The sequence below is a fragment of the Antrihabitans stalactiti genome, from assembly GCF_012932915.1.
GTDB lineage: Bacteria > Actinomycetota > Actinomycetes > Mycobacteriales > Mycobacteriaceae > Antrihabitans > Antrihabitans stalactiti.
Map to the genome: position 1 here is coordinate 21,384 of NZ_VCQU01000009.1, position 15,731 is coordinate 37,114.

At 62.4% G+C, this 15,731-nt stretch carries 17 protein-coding genes and 1 tRNA gene; 1 reads left to right on the forward strand and 17 read right to left on the reverse strand.

What is annotated here, in order from left to right; translation table 11 throughout:
• Window positions 1–20 precede the first annotated feature (20 nt).
• The 11 genes from FGL95_RS22990 to rplJ form a co-directional block, all read right to left on the reverse strand.
• On the reverse strand, window positions 21–1,286 hold the full coding sequence (locus tag FGL95_RS22990) for an MlaD family protein (protein WP_169591257.1): 1,266 nt from the start codon (window positions 1,284–1,286) through the stop codon (window positions 21–23).
• On the reverse strand, window positions 1,283–2,506 hold the full coding sequence (locus FGL95_RS22995) for an MCE family protein (protein ID WP_169591260.1): 1,224 nt from the start codon (window positions 2,504–2,506) through the stop codon (window positions 1,283–1,285). Before FGL95_RS22995 ends, FGL95_RS22990 begins: the two co-directional genes overlap by 4 nt.
• Window positions 2,503–3,738, reverse strand: a complete 1,236-nt coding sequence (locus FGL95_RS23000) for an MCE family protein (RefSeq protein ID WP_169591263.1) — start codon at window positions 3,736–3,738, stop codon at window positions 2,503–2,505. The genes FGL95_RS22995 and FGL95_RS23000 overlap by 4 nt, the downstream gene beginning before the upstream one ends.
• On the reverse strand, window positions 3,738–4,733 hold the full coding sequence (locus FGL95_RS23005) for an MCE family protein (protein ID WP_169591956.1): 996 nt from the start codon (window positions 4,731–4,733) through the stop codon (window positions 3,738–3,740). Before FGL95_RS23005 ends, FGL95_RS23000 begins: the two co-directional genes overlap by 1 nt.
• An 8-nt stretch (window positions 4,734–4,741) precedes the next feature.
• A complete protein-coding gene (locus FGL95_RS23010) occupies window positions 4,742–5,830 on the reverse strand; it encodes an MCE family protein (RefSeq protein ID WP_169591266.1) in 1,089 nt (362 codons plus the stop codon).
• The gene (locus FGL95_RS23015; RefSeq protein WP_169591958.1) at window positions 5,827–7,155 is read right to left on the reverse strand and encodes an MCE family protein; all 1,329 of its coding nucleotides are present in this window, start codon (window positions 7,153–7,155) and stop codon (window positions 5,827–5,829) included. The genes FGL95_RS23010 and FGL95_RS23015 overlap by 4 nt, the downstream gene beginning before the upstream one ends.
• On the reverse strand, window positions 7,152–7,916 hold the full coding sequence (locus FGL95_RS23020; protein ID WP_169591961.1) for an MlaE family ABC transporter permease: 765 nt from the start codon (window positions 7,914–7,916) through the stop codon (window positions 7,152–7,154). Before FGL95_RS23020 ends, FGL95_RS23015 begins: the two co-directional genes overlap by 4 nt.
• Window positions 7,917–8,006: 90 nt before the next feature.
• Window positions 8,007–8,804, reverse strand: coding sequence for an MlaE family ABC transporter permease (locus tag FGL95_RS23025; protein ID WP_169591269.1), 798 nt, complete (start codon window positions 8,802–8,804; stop codon window positions 8,007–8,009).
• An 11-nt stretch (window positions 8,805–8,815) separates the two neighbouring features.
• Entirely contained in the window at window positions 8,816–9,916 is a 1,101-nt protein-coding gene (locus FGL95_RS23030; protein ID WP_169591272.1) for an ATP-binding cassette domain-containing protein, read from the reverse strand.
• 168 nt (window positions 9,917–10,084) lie between these two features.
• Entirely contained in the window at window positions 10,085–10,471 is a 387-nt protein-coding gene (gene rplL / locus FGL95_RS23035; protein WP_169591275.1) for a 50S ribosomal protein L7/L12, read from the reverse strand.
• Between the two features lie 59 nt (window positions 10,472–10,530).
• Window positions 10,531–11,118, reverse strand: a complete 588-nt coding sequence (gene rplJ / locus FGL95_RS23040) for a 50S ribosomal protein L10 (RefSeq protein WP_169591278.1) — start codon at window positions 11,116–11,118, stop codon at window positions 10,531–10,533.
• A 322-nt stretch (window positions 11,119–11,440) separates the two neighbouring features.
• On the opposite strand from rplJ, the gene FGL95_RS23045 reads away from it, so the two are divergent.
• Window positions 11,441–12,352 (forward strand): alpha/beta fold hydrolase, encoded by a 912-nt coding sequence (locus FGL95_RS23045; RefSeq protein WP_169591281.1) that lies wholly within the window; start codon window positions 11,441–11,443, stop codon window positions 12,350–12,352.
• A gap of 6 nt (window positions 12,353–12,358) precedes the next feature.
• Here the strand turns inward: FGL95_RS23045 and FGL95_RS23050 are convergent, their stop codons facing one another.
• From FGL95_RS23050 to FGL95_RS23075, 6 genes are all read right to left on the reverse strand, one after another.
• Window positions 12,359–13,024 (reverse strand): hypothetical protein, encoded by a 666-nt coding sequence (locus FGL95_RS23050; protein WP_169591284.1) that lies wholly within the window; start codon window positions 13,022–13,024, stop codon window positions 12,359–12,361.
• Window positions 13,025–13,133: 109 nt separating this feature from the next.
• The gene (rplA, locus tag FGL95_RS23055) at window positions 13,134–13,847 is read right to left on the reverse strand and encodes a 50S ribosomal protein L1 (RefSeq protein ID WP_169591287.1); all 714 of its coding nucleotides are present in this window, start codon (window positions 13,845–13,847) and stop codon (window positions 13,134–13,136) included.
• Window positions 13,848–13,922: 75 nt separating this feature from the next.
• On the reverse strand, window positions 13,923–14,363 hold the full coding sequence (gene rplK / locus FGL95_RS23060) for a 50S ribosomal protein L11 (protein ID WP_169591290.1): 441 nt from the start codon (window positions 14,361–14,363) through the stop codon (window positions 13,923–13,925).
• A gap of 57 nt (window positions 14,364–14,420) precedes the next feature.
• Window positions 14,421–15,122, reverse strand: a complete 702-nt coding sequence (nusG, locus tag FGL95_RS23065; RefSeq protein ID WP_169591292.1) for a transcription termination/antitermination protein NusG — start codon at window positions 15,120–15,122, stop codon at window positions 14,421–14,423.
• A 63-nt stretch (window positions 15,123–15,185) separates the two neighbouring features.
• On the reverse strand, window positions 15,186–15,620 hold the full coding sequence (gene secE, locus FGL95_RS23070; protein WP_169591295.1) for a preprotein translocase subunit SecE: 435 nt from the start codon (window positions 15,618–15,620) through the stop codon (window positions 15,186–15,188).
• 30 nt (window positions 15,621–15,650) lie between these two features.
• Window positions 15,651–15,723: transfer RNA gene (locus tag FGL95_RS23075), tRNA-Trp, on the reverse strand.
• Window positions 15,724–15,731: the final 8 nt, after the last annotated feature.

Sequence of the window (15,731 nt, forward strand, 5' to 3'; positions counted from 1 at the left end):
CCGACGAAGGTTGATCGATTTCACCGCTTCGGAGTGATCCCCATCAACGTCGCCAGCTGGATAGCGATGGGCGAGAGATTGAGCTTGTCCGGGTCGACCTTCGGCCGGCTGTCCCACGGTTGCACCACGTCCGGGTCGGCGTACTTTGCCCGTTCACCGCCACGCACATCCGTGGGGTTGCCGAACGGCACGGTGCAGGTCGCGTCCTTGTTGAACGGAAAGTCGTCGCGCGTGTCGTCGAAGTTCGGGTTCTGCCGCTTCATTTCCTCGAGGATCGCCTGAGTGCCCTCGTAGCCCTTTGTGCAAGCCGGCGGGTTGTTGGTCTCCAAGACCAGCCCGAAATGCGTCGTACCGTCACCTGGGGCCGTCGCCGAGGCGCCGGTGGACAGTGCGGGCAAAAGCTGAAGCAGCGGTCGCAACGCGAAGCTGGTCGGCGCGATCGTGCGCAGTGTGTCGTGCAGATTGGTCAGGTCCTGCGTCAGCCCCGGACCGCTCTCGTCGAGCAGGCTGCCCGCCTGATCACTCGCGGCCAGCCCGGTGTCGATGAGGGTCCGGATGTCGGGATCGCTCGCACGCAGTTGCTGGGTCAGCAGCAGCAGTCCGTTGCTGAAGGTCCGAATCGAGTCGGCTTGGTCGGCCTGCGTCCCGAGTACGGTCCGGCCGTCGTGAATCAGCGCCAACGTCTGCGGCAACGCTTCGAGAGCGGAATCGGTGAAGGTGTTCAGCGAGTCGACGAGGATCTGCAGATCGTCACCCTTTGCGTTGAACGCGACGCCCAGTTCGTGGACCATCTCGCGCAGCTTGTCCAGCGGTACGGACCGCGCAAGGGTGTCGACGCTTGCGATCAGGTCCTCGACGGGGACGGGCGTCGACGCCTGTGCTTCCTTCTCGTCCTTGGGTTCGATGACCGATCCGGCTTTCAGGAAGGGCCCTTCGGAGGTGTCCGAGCGCAGGTCCACGTACTGCTCGCCGATCGCGGAGCGGTTCACCACGAACGCTTGAACGGCTGCCGGGATGTCCGGCCCGCCGGTGTCGAGCATCAGCGATACCGCCACGCCGTCGGCGGTCAGCGAGATATCGCCAACCCTGCCTACCGGAACACCGAGGAACGTCACTTCCGAATCGCGGTACAGCCCACCGGTCTGCGGGAACTTGGCCGTGACCTCGTACTGACCGAACCCGAGCAGATTGTCGAGGCGGACGTACTTGCCGCCGACGAACACGACGCCGAGCACTGCCACGATGACGAACGCGACGAGCTGATACCTGACGAGTTTGGACCTCATCGCGGCACCACCCCCAACTGGTCGAGTAACGCGGAGAACGGATCCTGGCCAGGAGCGGGAACGTTGCCGACCGCGGGCCGCACGACATTCGGCGCCAACGGCAGAAGCGAGATGGTCGGCCACCCCGGGCGCGGACCGTTGCCGTGGTAGTACGGATTGGTCGGATCGACGGGAACCGGTGGACCCACTGGGTCGACGTACACCGGGTCGGGCTTGCCGACGCCGAGGTTGCTCAGGGTCGTGCCGATCTGCAGGTCGACCGACAGCCAGGTGTTGACGTATCCGCCCGCGGTGCTTTCGAGTACCGAATCCGGGAACGGATAGGTCGGGATGAGCGGGAACGCCGTCACCAGATCAGGCGCTGCTTCGCCGAGAGCCTGCAGGGTCGGGCGCAACGCTCGCAGGTCGCGGATCAGATCGTTCTTCGAGGTGTTGATGACGTCGAAGCCGACCTGACCGAGGCGGTCGAGCTGGCTCAACATAGCGGTCAATTGCGGACGCTGTTCTTCGAGAATCCGAACGCCCTCGGGCAGCTCGTCGAGGATCTTGCCGATCTGATCGGTCTGCTCGCTGACCCGGCTCGCCAGCACGTCGAGCCCGTCGAGCGCACGCGTGATGTCGTCGACCTGCTCTTCCAGGCCGGACACCAGGGTGTTCGCCTGTTCCAGCAGCGACCGCAATTTCGACTCACGCCCACCGACCGCCTTGTTGACCTCGGTGATGATGGGCTGCAACTGGGCGACACCGCCACCGTTGAGCAGCAAGGACAACGCGCCCAATACTTGCTCGATATCCGTTGCGTGCCTGGTGTTTTCGATGTGAATGACGGAGCCGTCGTGCAGTTTCTCCGACGATGCGTCCTCCAGCGGGACCGTCAGCTCGATGAACTTCTCACCGAGCAGATTCGACTGCCGCACTTCCGCGCCCGCATTGCTCGGCACGTCGACGTTCCCGTTCAGCAGGACGGTCACGCTCGCGATCCAGCCGTCGCCACCTGTCGCGATCTTGTCGACTCGGCCGACGGGGACGCCGTCCAACTTGACCGCAGACTGCGGAACGAGGTCGAGGACGTCGTCGAACTGGATGTCGACCTTCATCGGATGGTCGCCGACGTCGGCGCCACCGGGCAGCGGGATGTCGTATACACCTTGCGAGCCGCACGCCGTTGCTACCAGCGCGGTCGCGCAGACGCTGAGTGCGGCGAGACGAGTGCGCTTCATCGGGTGCCGTCCGGAACTCGAGGGGACGGGATTGGCGGCACGGTGCCCGGAACGGGAGCTTGCTGCTGGTTGTCGTTGCTGAGAATGCCGAACGGCAGAATCAGCGTCGGAGTCTTCACGCCTGCGGTGATCTGATCGGTGATCGTCTTGCAGTTGTCCAGAATCGGTCGGAGCTGCCGACCGAGCGCTTCGAATTTGGGATCGCCAGGCTTGAGCTTGCCGAGGTCGAGCATCTTGCAGATCACCCCGAACGGTTCCTGCAGGTCCGGGAAGTCCGCGCGCATATCGAGCGTGCCGGATTCGGCGTTGTGCACGTTGACCAGGTTGCTCAGCGCCACCGGCATCACCGGCAACGCCTTGGCGATGTTGTCGCGCTGGTCGGCCAGGGTCTGCGTCAGCGTGACCAAACTGTTCGAGTTGGTTTCGATCAATGCGCGATTGTCGTTGATGAATCGCGCGACATCGCCGAGCGCGACGGAGAGCAGGTTGAGCGCCTCCCCGAGATTCTGCCGTTCACCCGCCAGGAATCCGCTCAGATCGGCCAGCTGGGCATTGAACGTACGAACCTGGTTGTCGTTGACTGCCAGCATCGTGACGAACGATTGCAGCGCTTTGATGGTGTCGAAAATGTCGCCGCGAGTGTCGGAGAGATAGCGCGCCGCTCGCGAGAGTTGGGTGATGCTGTCGCCCAGCGCTTGACCGTTTCCGCTCAGGTTCGCGGCACCCGTTTCGACGAGCTTCGAAAGCACGCCGTCCTTGTTGGCACCGTTGGGGCCGAGTGCGGTCGACAGCTCGGTGACGCTCTTGTAGAGCCGATCGACCTCGACGGGAGTTGCCGTGCGGTCGCGCGGGATGGTGGCAGTTCTGCCCATCTTCTCGCCACCGGAATACGCCGGGGTGAGCTGGATGAAGCGGTCCGCGACGATCGAGGGAATGATCTCGGCTGCTCTGGCGTCCGCCGGAATGTCGTACTTGCGGTCGATGGTCATCACGACCTTGACCTGGTCGCCCATCGGCTCGACGGAGTCGACTTCACCGACTGGCACGCCGAGCACACGAACATCGGAGCCTTCGTAGATCCCGACGCCGCTGTCGAAGTACGCGGTGATCTTCGTCGTCGTCGCCCACTGGAAGATCCACCAGGCGCCGCCTGCCAGCACGAGCGCGACGACCGTCGCAAGAGCGATCGGCACCCAACGCGAACGCTTGCCGGTGGTCTGCGGTTCCGTCATCAGTTACCCCCGATCGTTCGGATCGGATCCCGATAGCCGGGAATGTCGGGCAATCCTGGTGGCGTGAGGTTGACGATGATGGCGTCGAACCAGCGACCGGTGCCGAGGACGTTGGCGTAGATGTTGTAGAACGGCTTCGCCAATTCGAGAGTCTTGCTGAGGTTCGCCTGATTGGCGTTCAGGATGTCCACGGCCCCAGCGAGGTTGGTCAGCGCCGGACCGATCTGCGCCTCGTTGTCGGCGACGAACGCCGAGAGCTCCGAGGACAAGGCGCGGGTCGAGGTCAGCAGCTGGGAAATTGCCTGTTGCCGATAGTTGAGTTCGGTCAGCAACTCGCCGCCCGATTGGATCAGGCGCTCGAATTCGGCATTGCGGTCGGCGAGGATCTTCGTCGTCGTCTTGGTCGCGGCGAACAGTCGCTGCAGTTCCTGATCGCGTTTGGCGAGCGTCTCCGACAGTCGCTTCACGCCGTCGATCGACCCGCGGATCTCCGGTGGCGTTCCCGCAAATGCCTCGGTCAACACCTGCATGCTCGTTGCCAGCTTTGTGGTGTCGATGTCGTCCAAGGTTCGCGCCGCATCGCTGAACGCATCGACGACGTCGTACGGCGACGTCGTACGCGTGAGCGGTATCCGCGAGCTCGGGTCCGCAGTCTCGGTGCCGCGCGGATCGAGGCCGAGGTACTTCTGGCCGAGCAACGTCTTGATCTGGATGGACGCTGTGGTCTCGTTGCCGATCCACGTGTCCTTGGTCCTGAAATCGACGAGCACCTTGTTTCCGTCGAGACGCACATCGGTGACTTTGCCGACCTTGACGCCTGCGACTCGAACTTCGTTGCCCACCTTGAGCCCAGCGGCTTCCTTGAACTCGGCCGTGTACTTCGTGCCTGCGCCGATGATCGGCAGGGAGTCGAGGAAGAACGCGGACATCGTGACCAGCAGAACCAGGACGATGCCCAACGCACCGGTGGCGGCAGGACTACGACGGTGTCGAATGCGATCGGTCATCGGCCCGCCTCGTTGTGGCAGCGAGTTGCGGAGTTCGTGTAGATCGGCTGGTTGATCGTCGGCAGTCCCGCGGGCAGATTCAGCTGCGGCGCGCCGTTGTCGCCGGCACCGGCGACGATGTCGATTCCGCAGAGATAGAACTGGAACCACGAACCGTAGCTACCGACTCTGCCGAGCCGCTCCATTTTCAGGGGCAGGTTCGTGAGGGCATCGTTGACCTCGTCGCGACGGTTGACGAGTTCGCCGGTGAGCTGACTGAGACCAGCGATGGAGCCCTGCAACGACGGCCGGGTCGGCACCAGCAAATCTGCTGTGGCGCTCGTGAGGTCGGACAGTGACTGGACCGAACTTCCCACGGTGTTGCGGTCTGCCGCGAGCCCGCTGACCAGACGCTCGGTCTTGATGATCATGTCGTTGAGCTCGTCGTCGCGCTGATTGACCGTCTCCAGAATCGTGGTCAGGTTCTTGATCAGCGAGCCGATCACCGCATCTTTGTCGGCGATCTTGTTCGTCAGCTTCGACGCGTTCGACACCAGGTCGGCGATGGTGCCGCCCTCCCCTTGGAAGACTTGAATGATCTCGCCGGACAAGTTGTTGACGTCGTCGGCGCTGAGGGTTTGGAAGAGCGGCCTAAAACCGTTGAACAACAAGGTCAGATCGACCGCGGGCGTCGTCTTGTCCAACCCGAGCGTGGAACCTTCGTTGATCTTGAAGCCCTGCGGACCGGAATCTTGACTCAACGCGATGTAGCGCTGGCCCACGAGGTTCCGGAACTTGATCGTGGCGTGGGTCGTCGACGGCAGCCAGTCGCGGTCGTCGAGAGCGAACTCGACTTCTGCCTCGGCGGGCTTGCCGTCCTTATGCTGATCGACGATCGAGATCTTGCGTACCGAACCAACCCGTACGCCGGCGATCCGAATCTCGTCACCGGGATTGAGCGACGTGACATCGGTGAACCGCGCTTTGAACGTGGAGCCGCCACCACCGCTGGAGTTCGCGATGGTGAATGCGAGCATTCCGGTCGCGAGAACGGTGACGATGACGAAGATTCCCAGCTTGATGAGCGGTGCGGCGAGACTCTTCATTTCATCCTCACCTCACTCCCCCGCAATGCCGGCGCGCCGAACAACAAGGTCCATTGCGGAATGTCTTGCGGCGCTATGCCGGTCGCCGCACCGTAGACCATCGACAGCGTCTCGTGCTCCGCGGTCGACCCTGAGAAGTCGGCAGGAACGAGCGAGAACTGCGGGACAGCCATTGTCGGGACGTCCCCGCCCGGGTTCCTGCTCGGAGGCTGGTACGAGCCGTCGTTGTTGGCGCCCCCCGGATACTGACCGGCGTCGACTCCGAGCGGCGCCTCCGGCGCGCACTGCGGTCCGCGAGTGTCGAGGAACCGAGGTTCGTCCTGGTTCGGCAGGTATTTCCCCCGAGTGTTGACGACCTCGATGGTCACGCGCGACCCCGGAAACTTCGAACCCTTGCCCAGGATCTCGTCGGTGCGTGGCTTGATGGCAGCGAAGTTGCGCAACGTGCAGGTGAAGGTCGGCGAGTAGGTCGCGAGCAACTCGAGCGCTTCGCGAGAGTCCGCCGCGATGTCGACGATGTTGTCGCGGTTGGCAGCGAGGAAGTCCGTCGCCGTGCTTCCTGTCGAGGTCACCGAGGCGAGGACCGCATCGATCTGGGACCGGCGTTCGACGATCGTCGCGTTCGTCGTCCGCAAATTGTCGAGCGCTTCGACCAGCTGCGGCGCCGCGTCGGAGTAGGTCTGTGAGAACGTAGCAAGGCTGCGCAGCGATTCCTGCAGGTTGGGCATCTCGGTGTTGATGCCTGCAAAGATCGTGTCGAGACGCTCGATGGTCGTGCCCAGTTCCTCACCGCGGCCGTCGATCGCTTTCGCGACCGCACTCAACGTGGTCATGAGATCTTGCGGCGGAATTGCCTGCAGCAATGGCAAGACACTGTCGAGAAGTCGGTTGAGCTCGATGGCATTACCGCTGCGGTCCTGCTCGACAACGGAGTCCGACGTCAAGTGGTCGCCACTTCCGGCCGACGTTCCGGGCGGAATGATCAGCGAGACGTAGCGTTCGCCGAACAACGTCTTCGGCAGGAGCCGAGCAGTCACGTTCGCCGGAATTTGATCTGCCTTGTCCGGATCGATAGCCATGACCGCGTGGACCTTGCCACCCTCCGGCTTCGTCGAGCGCACCTCGCCGACCGTAAGTCCGCGCACCTTCACGTCAGCATGCTTGGGCAACGAGTTGCCGACCGTATCGGTCACGAGACCGACTTCGACGACATCCTTGAACGTCTTGTTGTACATCGCTATCGAACCCCACACGAACAACGCGAGGACCAGGAAGAACGAGACTCCCAGGACCCGTTTGCGCAGGTTCGACGGCGTGTGGATCATCCCGATACCCGAACGGTCGTCGTCGTTCCCCAAATCGCCAAACTGAGGAAGAAGTCGAGAATGTTGACTGTGACGATGGCCGCGCGCACCGCCCGCCCGACCGCGACGCCCACGCCCGCCGGACCGCCCGTGGCGTGAAAACCGTAATAGCAGTGGATCAAGATGATCACGAAGGCGAAGATGAGCACCTTCAAGAACGAATACAACACGTCTTGCGGTGGCAAGAACCCGTTGAAGTAGTGGTCGTAGGAACCGCTCGATTGGCCGTTGAAATAGATGCTGATCGCTCGCGACGCCAAGAACGATGCCAATAGTCCGACGATGTAGAGCGGGATGACGGCGATGAAGCCGGCGATCATGCGGGTCGTGACCAGGAACGGGATACCTGGAACTGCCATGACTTCCAGGGCGTCGATCTCTTCGGAGATTCGCATCGCACCGAGTTGCGCAGTGAAACCGCAACCGACAGTCGCCGACAGGGCGAGCGCGGCGACGAGCGGCGCGATCTCGCGCGTGTTGATGTAGGCGCTCAGGAAGCCCGTGAGGACCGAACTACCGAGCTGGTCCAGTGCGGCGAAACCCTGCAGTCCGACGACCACGCCGACCGAGCCCGACATCAGAAGGATCACGCCGACCGTTCCGCCGATGACCGCGAGCGCGCCGCTTCCGAACGTCACCTCGGCCAGCAGCCGAAGCAACTCTTTGGGGTAACGGTGCAAAGTTCGTGGTGTCCACGCGATGGTCCGCGAGTAGAACGACATCTGCTCGCCCGCGCGGTCGATGATCCCGAGCGGAGCCCGGACGATCTTGCGGGTCGCGTGCGCGGCGCGACTGGCCGTTGTCGTCACGACTCATGCCCCCTTCGCCGGAACAACCTGCAGGTAGATCAAGGTCATGACGAGGTTGGCGAAGAACAGGACCAAGAACGTGATGACGACGGACTGGTTAACCGCTTCGCCGACGCCTTTCGGCCCGCCTTTGGGATGCAGACCCTTGTAGGCGGCGATGACGCCCGCAATGACACCGAAGATCGCGGCCTTGATCTCACCGATCCATAGGTCCGGCAGCTGCGCCAACGCCGAGAACGACGCCAGGTACGCGCCAGGTGTGCCGCCTTGCAGAAGCACATTGAAGAAGTAGCCGCCCATGATGCCGACGACGGAGACGAGGCCGTTGAGCAACAGCGCCACCAGCACCATGCCGAGGACACGCGGTACGACGAGCTTGTGAACCGGGTCGACGCCCAGCACCTCGAGCGCGTCGATCTCCTCACGGATTGTGCGTGACCCCAGGTCGGCAGCGACAGCGGACCCGGCAGCGCCCGCGATGATCAGCGCGGTGATGACCGGGGCGGCCTGCTGCACCGTTGCCAATACACTTGCCGCGCCCGTGAACGACTGCGCACCCAGCTGCTGGATCAGCGAACCGATCTGCAACGCGATAACTGCGCCGAACGGTATGGACACCAGTGCGGTCGGCAGAATCGAGACGCTCGCGATGAACCACGACTGCTCGATGAACTCACGAAATTCGAACGGCCGCTTGAACGTCTTACGGGCAACGTCGATGAACAGGGCAAAGATGTGACCGGCTTGAGCGAGCCCGCCATTGATCGGTCGGAGAATGCTGGCTCGCGCCTTGCTCGCCATTCCCCGTTGCCCTAGAGGTGCTTATGCGGAGTGGTAACACCCTCGTCGTAGCCGCCGTCGTCGTAGCCGCGATGCGATCCGCCGCTGCCCTCGTATGCGGGGAGGACTTCGGTGCGATCGTCGTCGTCTTCGGCACTGCTGTCCAGATCGTTCTGGATAGCAACCTGAGCGGCATGCGGAAGGGTGTGCATGATCTCGCGGACGCGGTCCTGGCGACGCTTGATCGCCTGGCGAGGCGGCATGCCGGGAGCAGCCTTCATCTGCGGAACGATGCCTTCGACTTCCTCGACACCGCCTGCATGGTGGCCCGCTTCGACCATCGCCTGCTCTTGCGCCATCTGCGCTTCGTCTTTTTCTTCCGACATACCGATCGGGCCGATCATCCGACCGTTGAGGAACTGCTTCACGACCGGCTCGTCGCTGGTCAGCAGCACCTCACGCGGTCCGAACATGACCAGGTTGCGACGGAACAGCATGCCGATGTTGTCGGGCACCGTACGGGCGAGGTTGATGTTGTGCGACACGATCAGGAACGTCGCATCGATCTGCGCGTTGATGTCGAGGAACAACTGGCTGATGTAGGTCGTACGAACCGGATCCAGACCGGAGTCGGGCTCGTCGACGAGGATGATCTGCGGATCGAGCACGAGGGCGCGGGCGAGACCGGCGCGCTTGCGCATACCACCGGAGATTTCGCCCGGCAGCTTGTTCTCGGCACCGAGAAGGCCCACCAGCTCAAGCTTCTCCATCACGATGCGCTTGATCTCGGACTCGTTCTTCTTCGTGTGCTCACGAAGCGGGAACGCGACGTTGTCGAACAAGTCCATCGAGCCGAACAGCGCGCCGTCCTGGAACAGCACACCGAACAGCTTGCGGATCTCGTAGAGCTCTTTGTTCGAGCACGTCGTGATATCGGTGCCATCGATGTAGATGTGGCCCTGCTCGGGCATCAACAAACCGATGAGGCACTTCAAGAAGACCGACTTGCCGGTACCGGACGGACCGACCATGAGGCTGACCTCACCCGGCGGAATCGTCAGAGTGACGTTCTGCCAGATATTCTGGCGACCGAAAGACTTAGTTATGTTTTCGGTTCTAACTTCGGCGCCCACAGAAAACCTCCACACTCGAACAGACCGATCCCGCTGTGCGTTGGGCCACTGTATCGCATGGATGTGGGTGGTGTGACACACCTCTGTAACCCGCAACAAAAGCGAAAGCGGGCGGTCCTTTCGGACCGCCCGCCTTGTTTCCGTAATTGATACGGAATGCTGTCGAAATTACTTGACCGAAACCTTGGCGCCGGCCGCTTCGAGCTTCTCCTTGGCTGCGTCTGCAGCTTCCTTCGCAACCTTCTCGAGGATTGCCTTCGGAGCGCTCTCGACGAGGTCCTTGGCTTCCTTCAGGCCGAGGCCCGAAACGATCTCGCGGACGACCTTGATGACCTGGATCTTCTTCTCGCCTGCGCCCTCGAGGACGACGTCGAACTCGTCCTGCTCTTCTGCGGCTTCGGCGGCGGCCGGGGCTGCGCCTGCGGCTGCAACGGCAACCGGAGCAGCAGCGGTGACCTCGAAGACCTCTTCGAACTTCTTCACGAACTCCGAGAGCTCGAGCAGGGTCAATTCCTTGAACGCGTCGAGCAGCTCGTCAGTGCTGAGCTTTGCCATAGTGGCGGTCCTTCCTGGGTAAGTACTTGATGGGGTTGTACGTGATGCGCGTGTGCGAATCAGCTTTCGGCGGGAGCATCTTCGACTGCGTCGGCAACAGCCGGCGCATCCACGGGTGCATCTGCAGTTTCTTCAGCAGCCCGCTTCTCCTGCAAAGCGGCAGCCAGTCGTGCAACCTGCGAAGCAGGTGCGTTGAACAGCTGCGCGGCCTTGACCAAGTTGCCCTTCATCGCGCCGGCGAGCTTGGCCAACAGAATTTCGCGGGATTCGAGATCCGCGATTCGGTTGACCTCGTCCACGGACAGCGAATGGCCGTCCATGTAGCCGCCCTTGATGATCAACGCCTTGTTGTCCTTCGCGAAGGCTTTGATCGCCTTCGCTGCGTCGACCGGCTCGCCATTGATGAATGCAATGGCGGTCGGACCGACGAACAGGTCGTCGAGGCCTTCGATGCCAGCTTCAGCAGCGGCACGCTTGACCAGGGTGTTCTTGGCGACGGAGTAGCTGGCGTTCGGCCCGAGCGCGCGTCGCAGATCGGTCAACTTGCCGACGGACAAGCCACGGTATTCCGTGACAACCGCCGCGGTGGAGCCCTTGAACTGCTCGGTGATCTCCGCTACCGCGGTGATCTTCTCAGCCTTTGCCATACTTCGCCTCCTCTCAGAGGGTCATATCGTTCTGGACCCTGCCCTACCCAGAGGACTCTCCTGAAAAAAGCGAAAGCCCCGGTGCAGGAAGCACACGGGGCACAAGAGGAAGCAAACCGCACATCGAAATCTGCGTTGTACATCCACTACCGCGATCTCCTGCGTAGGTCGCCGGGAAAATCCCGAACCTTCGACGGCAGTTCTTGCGAACTCCGTGACCGACGGTCTTGGGTAGAACGTGATTGGGTGGTTTTCGATATCTCGAAGACCGCGGTCTAGAGTACGCGACGATCCCATGAACTGCCAAAACGAGGGAAGTGCGATGGCCAGAGAGATCCGGACCGGTGTCGCCGACGCGAACGGAATCAAGCTCGCATACGAGGATCTCGGCAACCCCGACGATCCCGCCGTCGTGTTGATCATGGGCTTCAGCGCACAGCTCACGCAGTGGCCGCTCGCGTTCTGTGACCGGATCGTCGAGCAGGGCTATCGAGTGATCCGCTTCGACAACCGCGATATCGGTTTGTCGACGAAGCTGAACGGCACTCGAGTGGACGGCAGTCGCGCACTCCGAGTGGCCAAGTTCGCGCTCGGCCGACCGAGCCAGGTCCCGTACTCGCTCCTGGACATGGCACAGGACACCATCGGACTGATCGACTACCTCGGCCTTGCAAAGGTGCACGTCATCGGCGCCTCGATGGGCGGGATGATCGCCCAGATTCTCGCTGCACAGCACCCGCAACGCGTCCACTCGCTCGGAATTCTGTTCTCCAGTACCAACCAACCGTTCCTTCCGCCAGGCGATCCCCGAATCCTTCGGTACATGCTCGGCGGACCCGGCCGTGACGCCGAACGAGAAGAACGGATCGCATTCTCGGTCCAGCTGCTCAAGATGCTCAACGGCAAGAAGCACAAGTTCTCCGATGACGAGCTGCACTCGATCGTCGCCGCGGACTTCGATCGCGACTACTCACCCGCCGGCATCGTGCGCCAACTCAATGCCACGCTGGGCACCGGAAGTGTGCTCGGTTACAGCAAGCGAATCACCGCGCCGACCGTCGTGGTGCACGGAACCGACGACGGGTTACTGCGCCCCGCGGGCGGCAAAGCGGTCGCACGGGCGATCCCGCGATCCTCGCTGCACCTCGTCGAGGGAATGGGCCACAGCATTCCCGACAGCGTGATTCCCGAGCTCGCAGAGCTCTACCTGGCGAACATCCAGCGGTTCTCGTAGCTGGCGCTACTCCTCGACGATTTCCGCGTCGTCGACCTGGATCACGATGTCTTCGCGCTCACTCGACACGGTCCGGACCGTCGGCGTCGGACGCCGTCGTATCCCAGGCATCTTCATCGCCAGATCCTTCAACGGCTCCACCGCAACGGACAGGACCTGAGCAGATTCGTCGATGGCCTTGATCGGGCGGTCCATCGACTCGATGACCGGCCCGATCTTCGCAATCGTCTCCATCACATCGGACAGCTTGTCGAGGATGCCGTCCTCGGCGACAAGCTGCTCGATCAGCCCCTCCTTGGCGAGCAGCCGATCGATGATGCCGCCCTCTTCCAGCATCCGATCGATCGCGCCCTCTTGAGCGAGCAGGCGATCCACCGGACCGTTCGGCGCCATGATCCGATCGACCGGACCACCCGGCTCGATCATCCGGTCGAGCGCTCCCCCTGGCGCGGTGAGCCTGGCGAGCACGCCATCTTCTTCCAGAACCCGATCGACGATCCCGCCCGGTGCGAGGGCCTTGCCAAGCGGGCGATCTTCCGCGGTGAGGTCCGAAACCTGGTTTGCGAAACGCGTCGGCCCCTGCGGATCGACGAGCTTCGCGACACCGATGCTCGCCTCACCGAACGCAACAGCGACACGGAATGGAAATGTCACAACGTCGAAAAGACCCATGATCGAAGACCCTACTGGAATGCGAAGGCCGGTACGGATCAAGATCCGTACCGGCCGTCACAACTACGTCAGCGGATATTTATGCCGCGTCATGCTCGTTCGGCAAGCATCACTCGTTGTCCTCGAGGAGGTTGCGCGTGCGGTTCGGATCCACCGGGATGCCCGGTCCGGTGGTCGTCGACACGGTGACCTTCTTGAGGTAGCGACCCTTCGCGGTGGCAGGCTTGGCCCGCAGCACCTCGTCGATCGCAGCGCCGTAGTTCTCGACGAGCTTCGCATCGTCGAACGACGCCTTGCCGATGACGAAGTGCAGGTTGGCCTGCTTGTCGACACGGAAGTTGATCTTTCCGCCCTTGATCTCGTTGACGGCCTTCGTGACGTCAGCGGTCACGGTGCCGGTCTTCGGGTTCGGCATCAAGCCACGCGGTCCGAGGACGCGGGCGATACGGCCGACCTTGGCCATCTGGTCCGGGGTCGCAATAGCTGCGTCGAACTCGAGCCAGCCGCCCTGAATCTTGGCGATCAGATCTTCTGCGCCGACCTCGTCAGCGCCTGCTGCAACTGCCTCGGCCGCCTTCTCGCCGACCGCGAACACGATGACTCGTGCCGTCTTACCGGTGCCGTGCGGAAGGTTGACGGTGCCACGCACCATCTGGTCGGCCTTGCGGGGATCGACGCCGAGTCGGAGCGCAACCTCGACGGTCGCGTCCATTTTCTTCGAGGACGTCTCCTTCGCGAGGCGCGTCGCCTGCAGCGGGGTGTACAACTTGTCCGCGTCTACCTTCTCGGCAGCCGCGAGATATGCCTTGCTTCGTTTTGCCATGTCTACCTGTCCTAATTTCTTGGTTCAGATGTGGTTAGCGAGCCTGGCCGGCTCTCCCACACGTTTCTTGTTCAACTACGCGTCGACGACGGTGATTCCCATCGAGCGCGCTGTGCCGGCGATGATCTTTGCCGCTGCGTCGATGTCGTTCGCGTTGAGGTCTTCCTGCTTGGTCTTGGCGATTTCGCGCACCTGGGCCATCGTCACCTTGGCGACCTTGGTCTTGTGCGGCTCACCGGAACCCTTGGGCACACCGGCTGCCTTGAGGAGCAGTCGGGCGGCTGGCGGCGTCTTCAGCTTGAAGTCGAAGGTGCGATCCTCGTAGACCGAGATCTCGACCGGCACGACGTTTCCGCGCTGCGACTCGGTCGCTGCGTTGTACGCCTTGCAGAACTCCATGATGTTGACGCCGTGCTGACCGAGCGCAGGTCCGACCGGCGGGGCGGGGTTCGCCATGCCTGCCTGGATCTGAAGCTTGATAATTCCGGCGAGCTTCTTCTTCTTCTTGGGGGGCATCTGTCTGTGTTCCTTGTTGCTGGATTGTATTGCTCGGGTGTGTAGTACTGCCCTACGTCAGATCTTCGCGACCTGCGTAAAGCCCAACTCGACCGGAGTTTCCCGGCCGAAGATCGAGACGAGGACCTTGAGCTTCTGCTGCTCGGCATTGACCTCGCTGATGCTTGCCGGCAACGTCGCGAACGGTCCGTCCATGACCGTGACCGACTCGCCGACCTCGAAATCGACCTCGATGACGGACTTGCTCGACGCCGCCGCAGCCGCCTCGCCCGTGCCGCCGGACGCCGCAGCCGCCTTCTTCTGCTGACCCTGCGGGAGCAGGAACTTCACGACATCGTCGACCGACAGCGGCGACGGACGCGAAGTCGCGCCGACGAAGCCCGTGACACCAGGCGTGTTGCGCACTGCGCCCCACGACTCGTCGTTGAGGTCCATCCGGACGAGGATGTAACCAGGCAAAACCTTGCGGTTGACCTGCTTGCGCTGTCCGTTCTTGATTTCGGTGACCTCTTCGGTCGGCACTTCGACCTGGAAGATGTAATCACCGACGTCGAGGTTCTGCACGCGAGTTTCGAGGTTGGCCTTCACCTTGTTCTCGTAACCGGCGTAAGAGTGGATCACGTACCAGTCGCCGGGTGCGCGGCGAAGCGCAGCCTTCATCTCGGCAACTGGGTCGACCGGTGCTTCCGCCTCGGTCAAGACGGTTTCACCCGTCTCGAGCTCCTCGGCCGAGGCCTCACCGTTCTCCGGGTTGGTCACTGGGCACTCTCTTCCTTCGAATCAAGAATTGTCACAAGCAAACTGGTCGCGCATACGGCTGGGCTAGCCGAAGAGCCACGAAACACCCTTGATGAAAGCCAGATCCAAGCCGCTGATGAAGGCGACCATGAAGATCACGAACACAAGGACCACGCTCGTATAGGTGATCATCTGCTTGCGATTGGGCCAGATCACCTTGCGCAGTTCTGCGATCACTTCCCGCAGGAACCGCCGCAGACGTTTGAAGATATTTTCCTGCTTCTGCTTGCTTGCAGCAGCCGCGGCCTGCGATCTCGTAGGACGAGTGGCAACCTTCGTTGCTCCTGCGTCACTACCGGCGCGGGAGCGACGGGCCGAACGCTTACCGCTCGGCCTACTCGCCGCGGCTTCGCCCTCGTCCGTCGAGTCGGCGTCGCTCGACTCGGCGTCGGTCACGTCGGCATCGACGGAGTCGTCAATCTCCGTATCGCCGTCGCGCTTGTCGCGCTCGTCGCTCACCGTCATCCTCTCCGTCGCTGGCATAAGGGGCAGGGGCGACAGGACTTGAACCTGCAACCTGCGGTTTTGGAGACCGCTGCTCTGCCAGTTGAGCTACGCCCCTTCGGCCGG

Excerpts from the sequence above, each read along its gene's own strand:
- FGL95_RS22990 (WP_169591257.1), bottom strand. The coding sequence starts at position 1,286 with ATGAGGTCCAAACTCGTCAGGTATCAGCTCGTCGCGTTCGTCATCGTG.
- FGL95_RS22995 (WP_169591260.1), bottom strand. The coding sequence starts at position 2,506 with ATGAAGCGCACTCGTCTCGCCGCACTCAGCGTCTGCGCGACCGCGCTG.
- FGL95_RS23000 (WP_169591263.1), bottom strand. The coding sequence starts at position 3,738 with ATGACGGAACCGCAGACCACCGGCAAGCGTTCGCGTTGGGTGCCGATC.
- FGL95_RS23010 (WP_169591266.1), bottom strand. The coding sequence starts at position 5,830 with ATGAAGAGTCTCGCCGCACCGCTCATCAAGCTGGGAATCTTCGTCATC.
- FGL95_RS23015 (WP_169591958.1), bottom strand. The coding sequence starts at position 7,155 with ATGATCCACACGCCGTCGAACCTGCGCAAACGGGTCCTGGGAGTCTCG.
- FGL95_RS23020 (WP_169591961.1), bottom strand. The coding sequence starts at position 7,916 with ATGTCGTTCTACTCGCGGACCATCGCGTGGACACCACGAACTTTGCAC.
- FGL95_RS23025 (WP_169591269.1), bottom strand. The coding sequence starts at position 8,804 with ATGGCGAGCAAGGCGCGAGCCAGCATTCTCCGACCGATCAATGGCGGG.
- rplL (WP_169591275.1), bottom strand. The coding sequence starts at position 10,471 with ATGGCAAAGCTCAGCACTGACGAGCTGCTCGACGCGTTCAAGGAATTG.
- rplJ (WP_169591278.1), bottom strand. The coding sequence starts at position 11,118 with ATGGCAAAGGCTGAGAAGATCACCGCGGTAGCGGAGATCACCGAGCAG.
- FGL95_RS23045 (WP_169591281.1), top strand. The coding sequence starts at position 11,441 with ATGGCCAGAGAGATCCGGACCGGTGTCGCCGACGCGAACGGAATCAAG.
- FGL95_RS23050 (WP_169591284.1), bottom strand. The coding sequence starts at position 13,024 with ATGGGTCTTTTCGACGTTGTGACATTTCCATTCCGTGTCGCTGTTGCG.
- rplA (WP_169591287.1), bottom strand. The coding sequence starts at position 13,847 with ATGGCAAAACGAAGCAAGGCATATCTCGCGGCTGCCGAGAAGGTAGAC.
- rplK (WP_169591290.1), bottom strand. The coding sequence starts at position 14,363 with ATGCCCCCCAAGAAGAAGAAGAAGCTCGCCGGAATTATCAAGCTTCAG.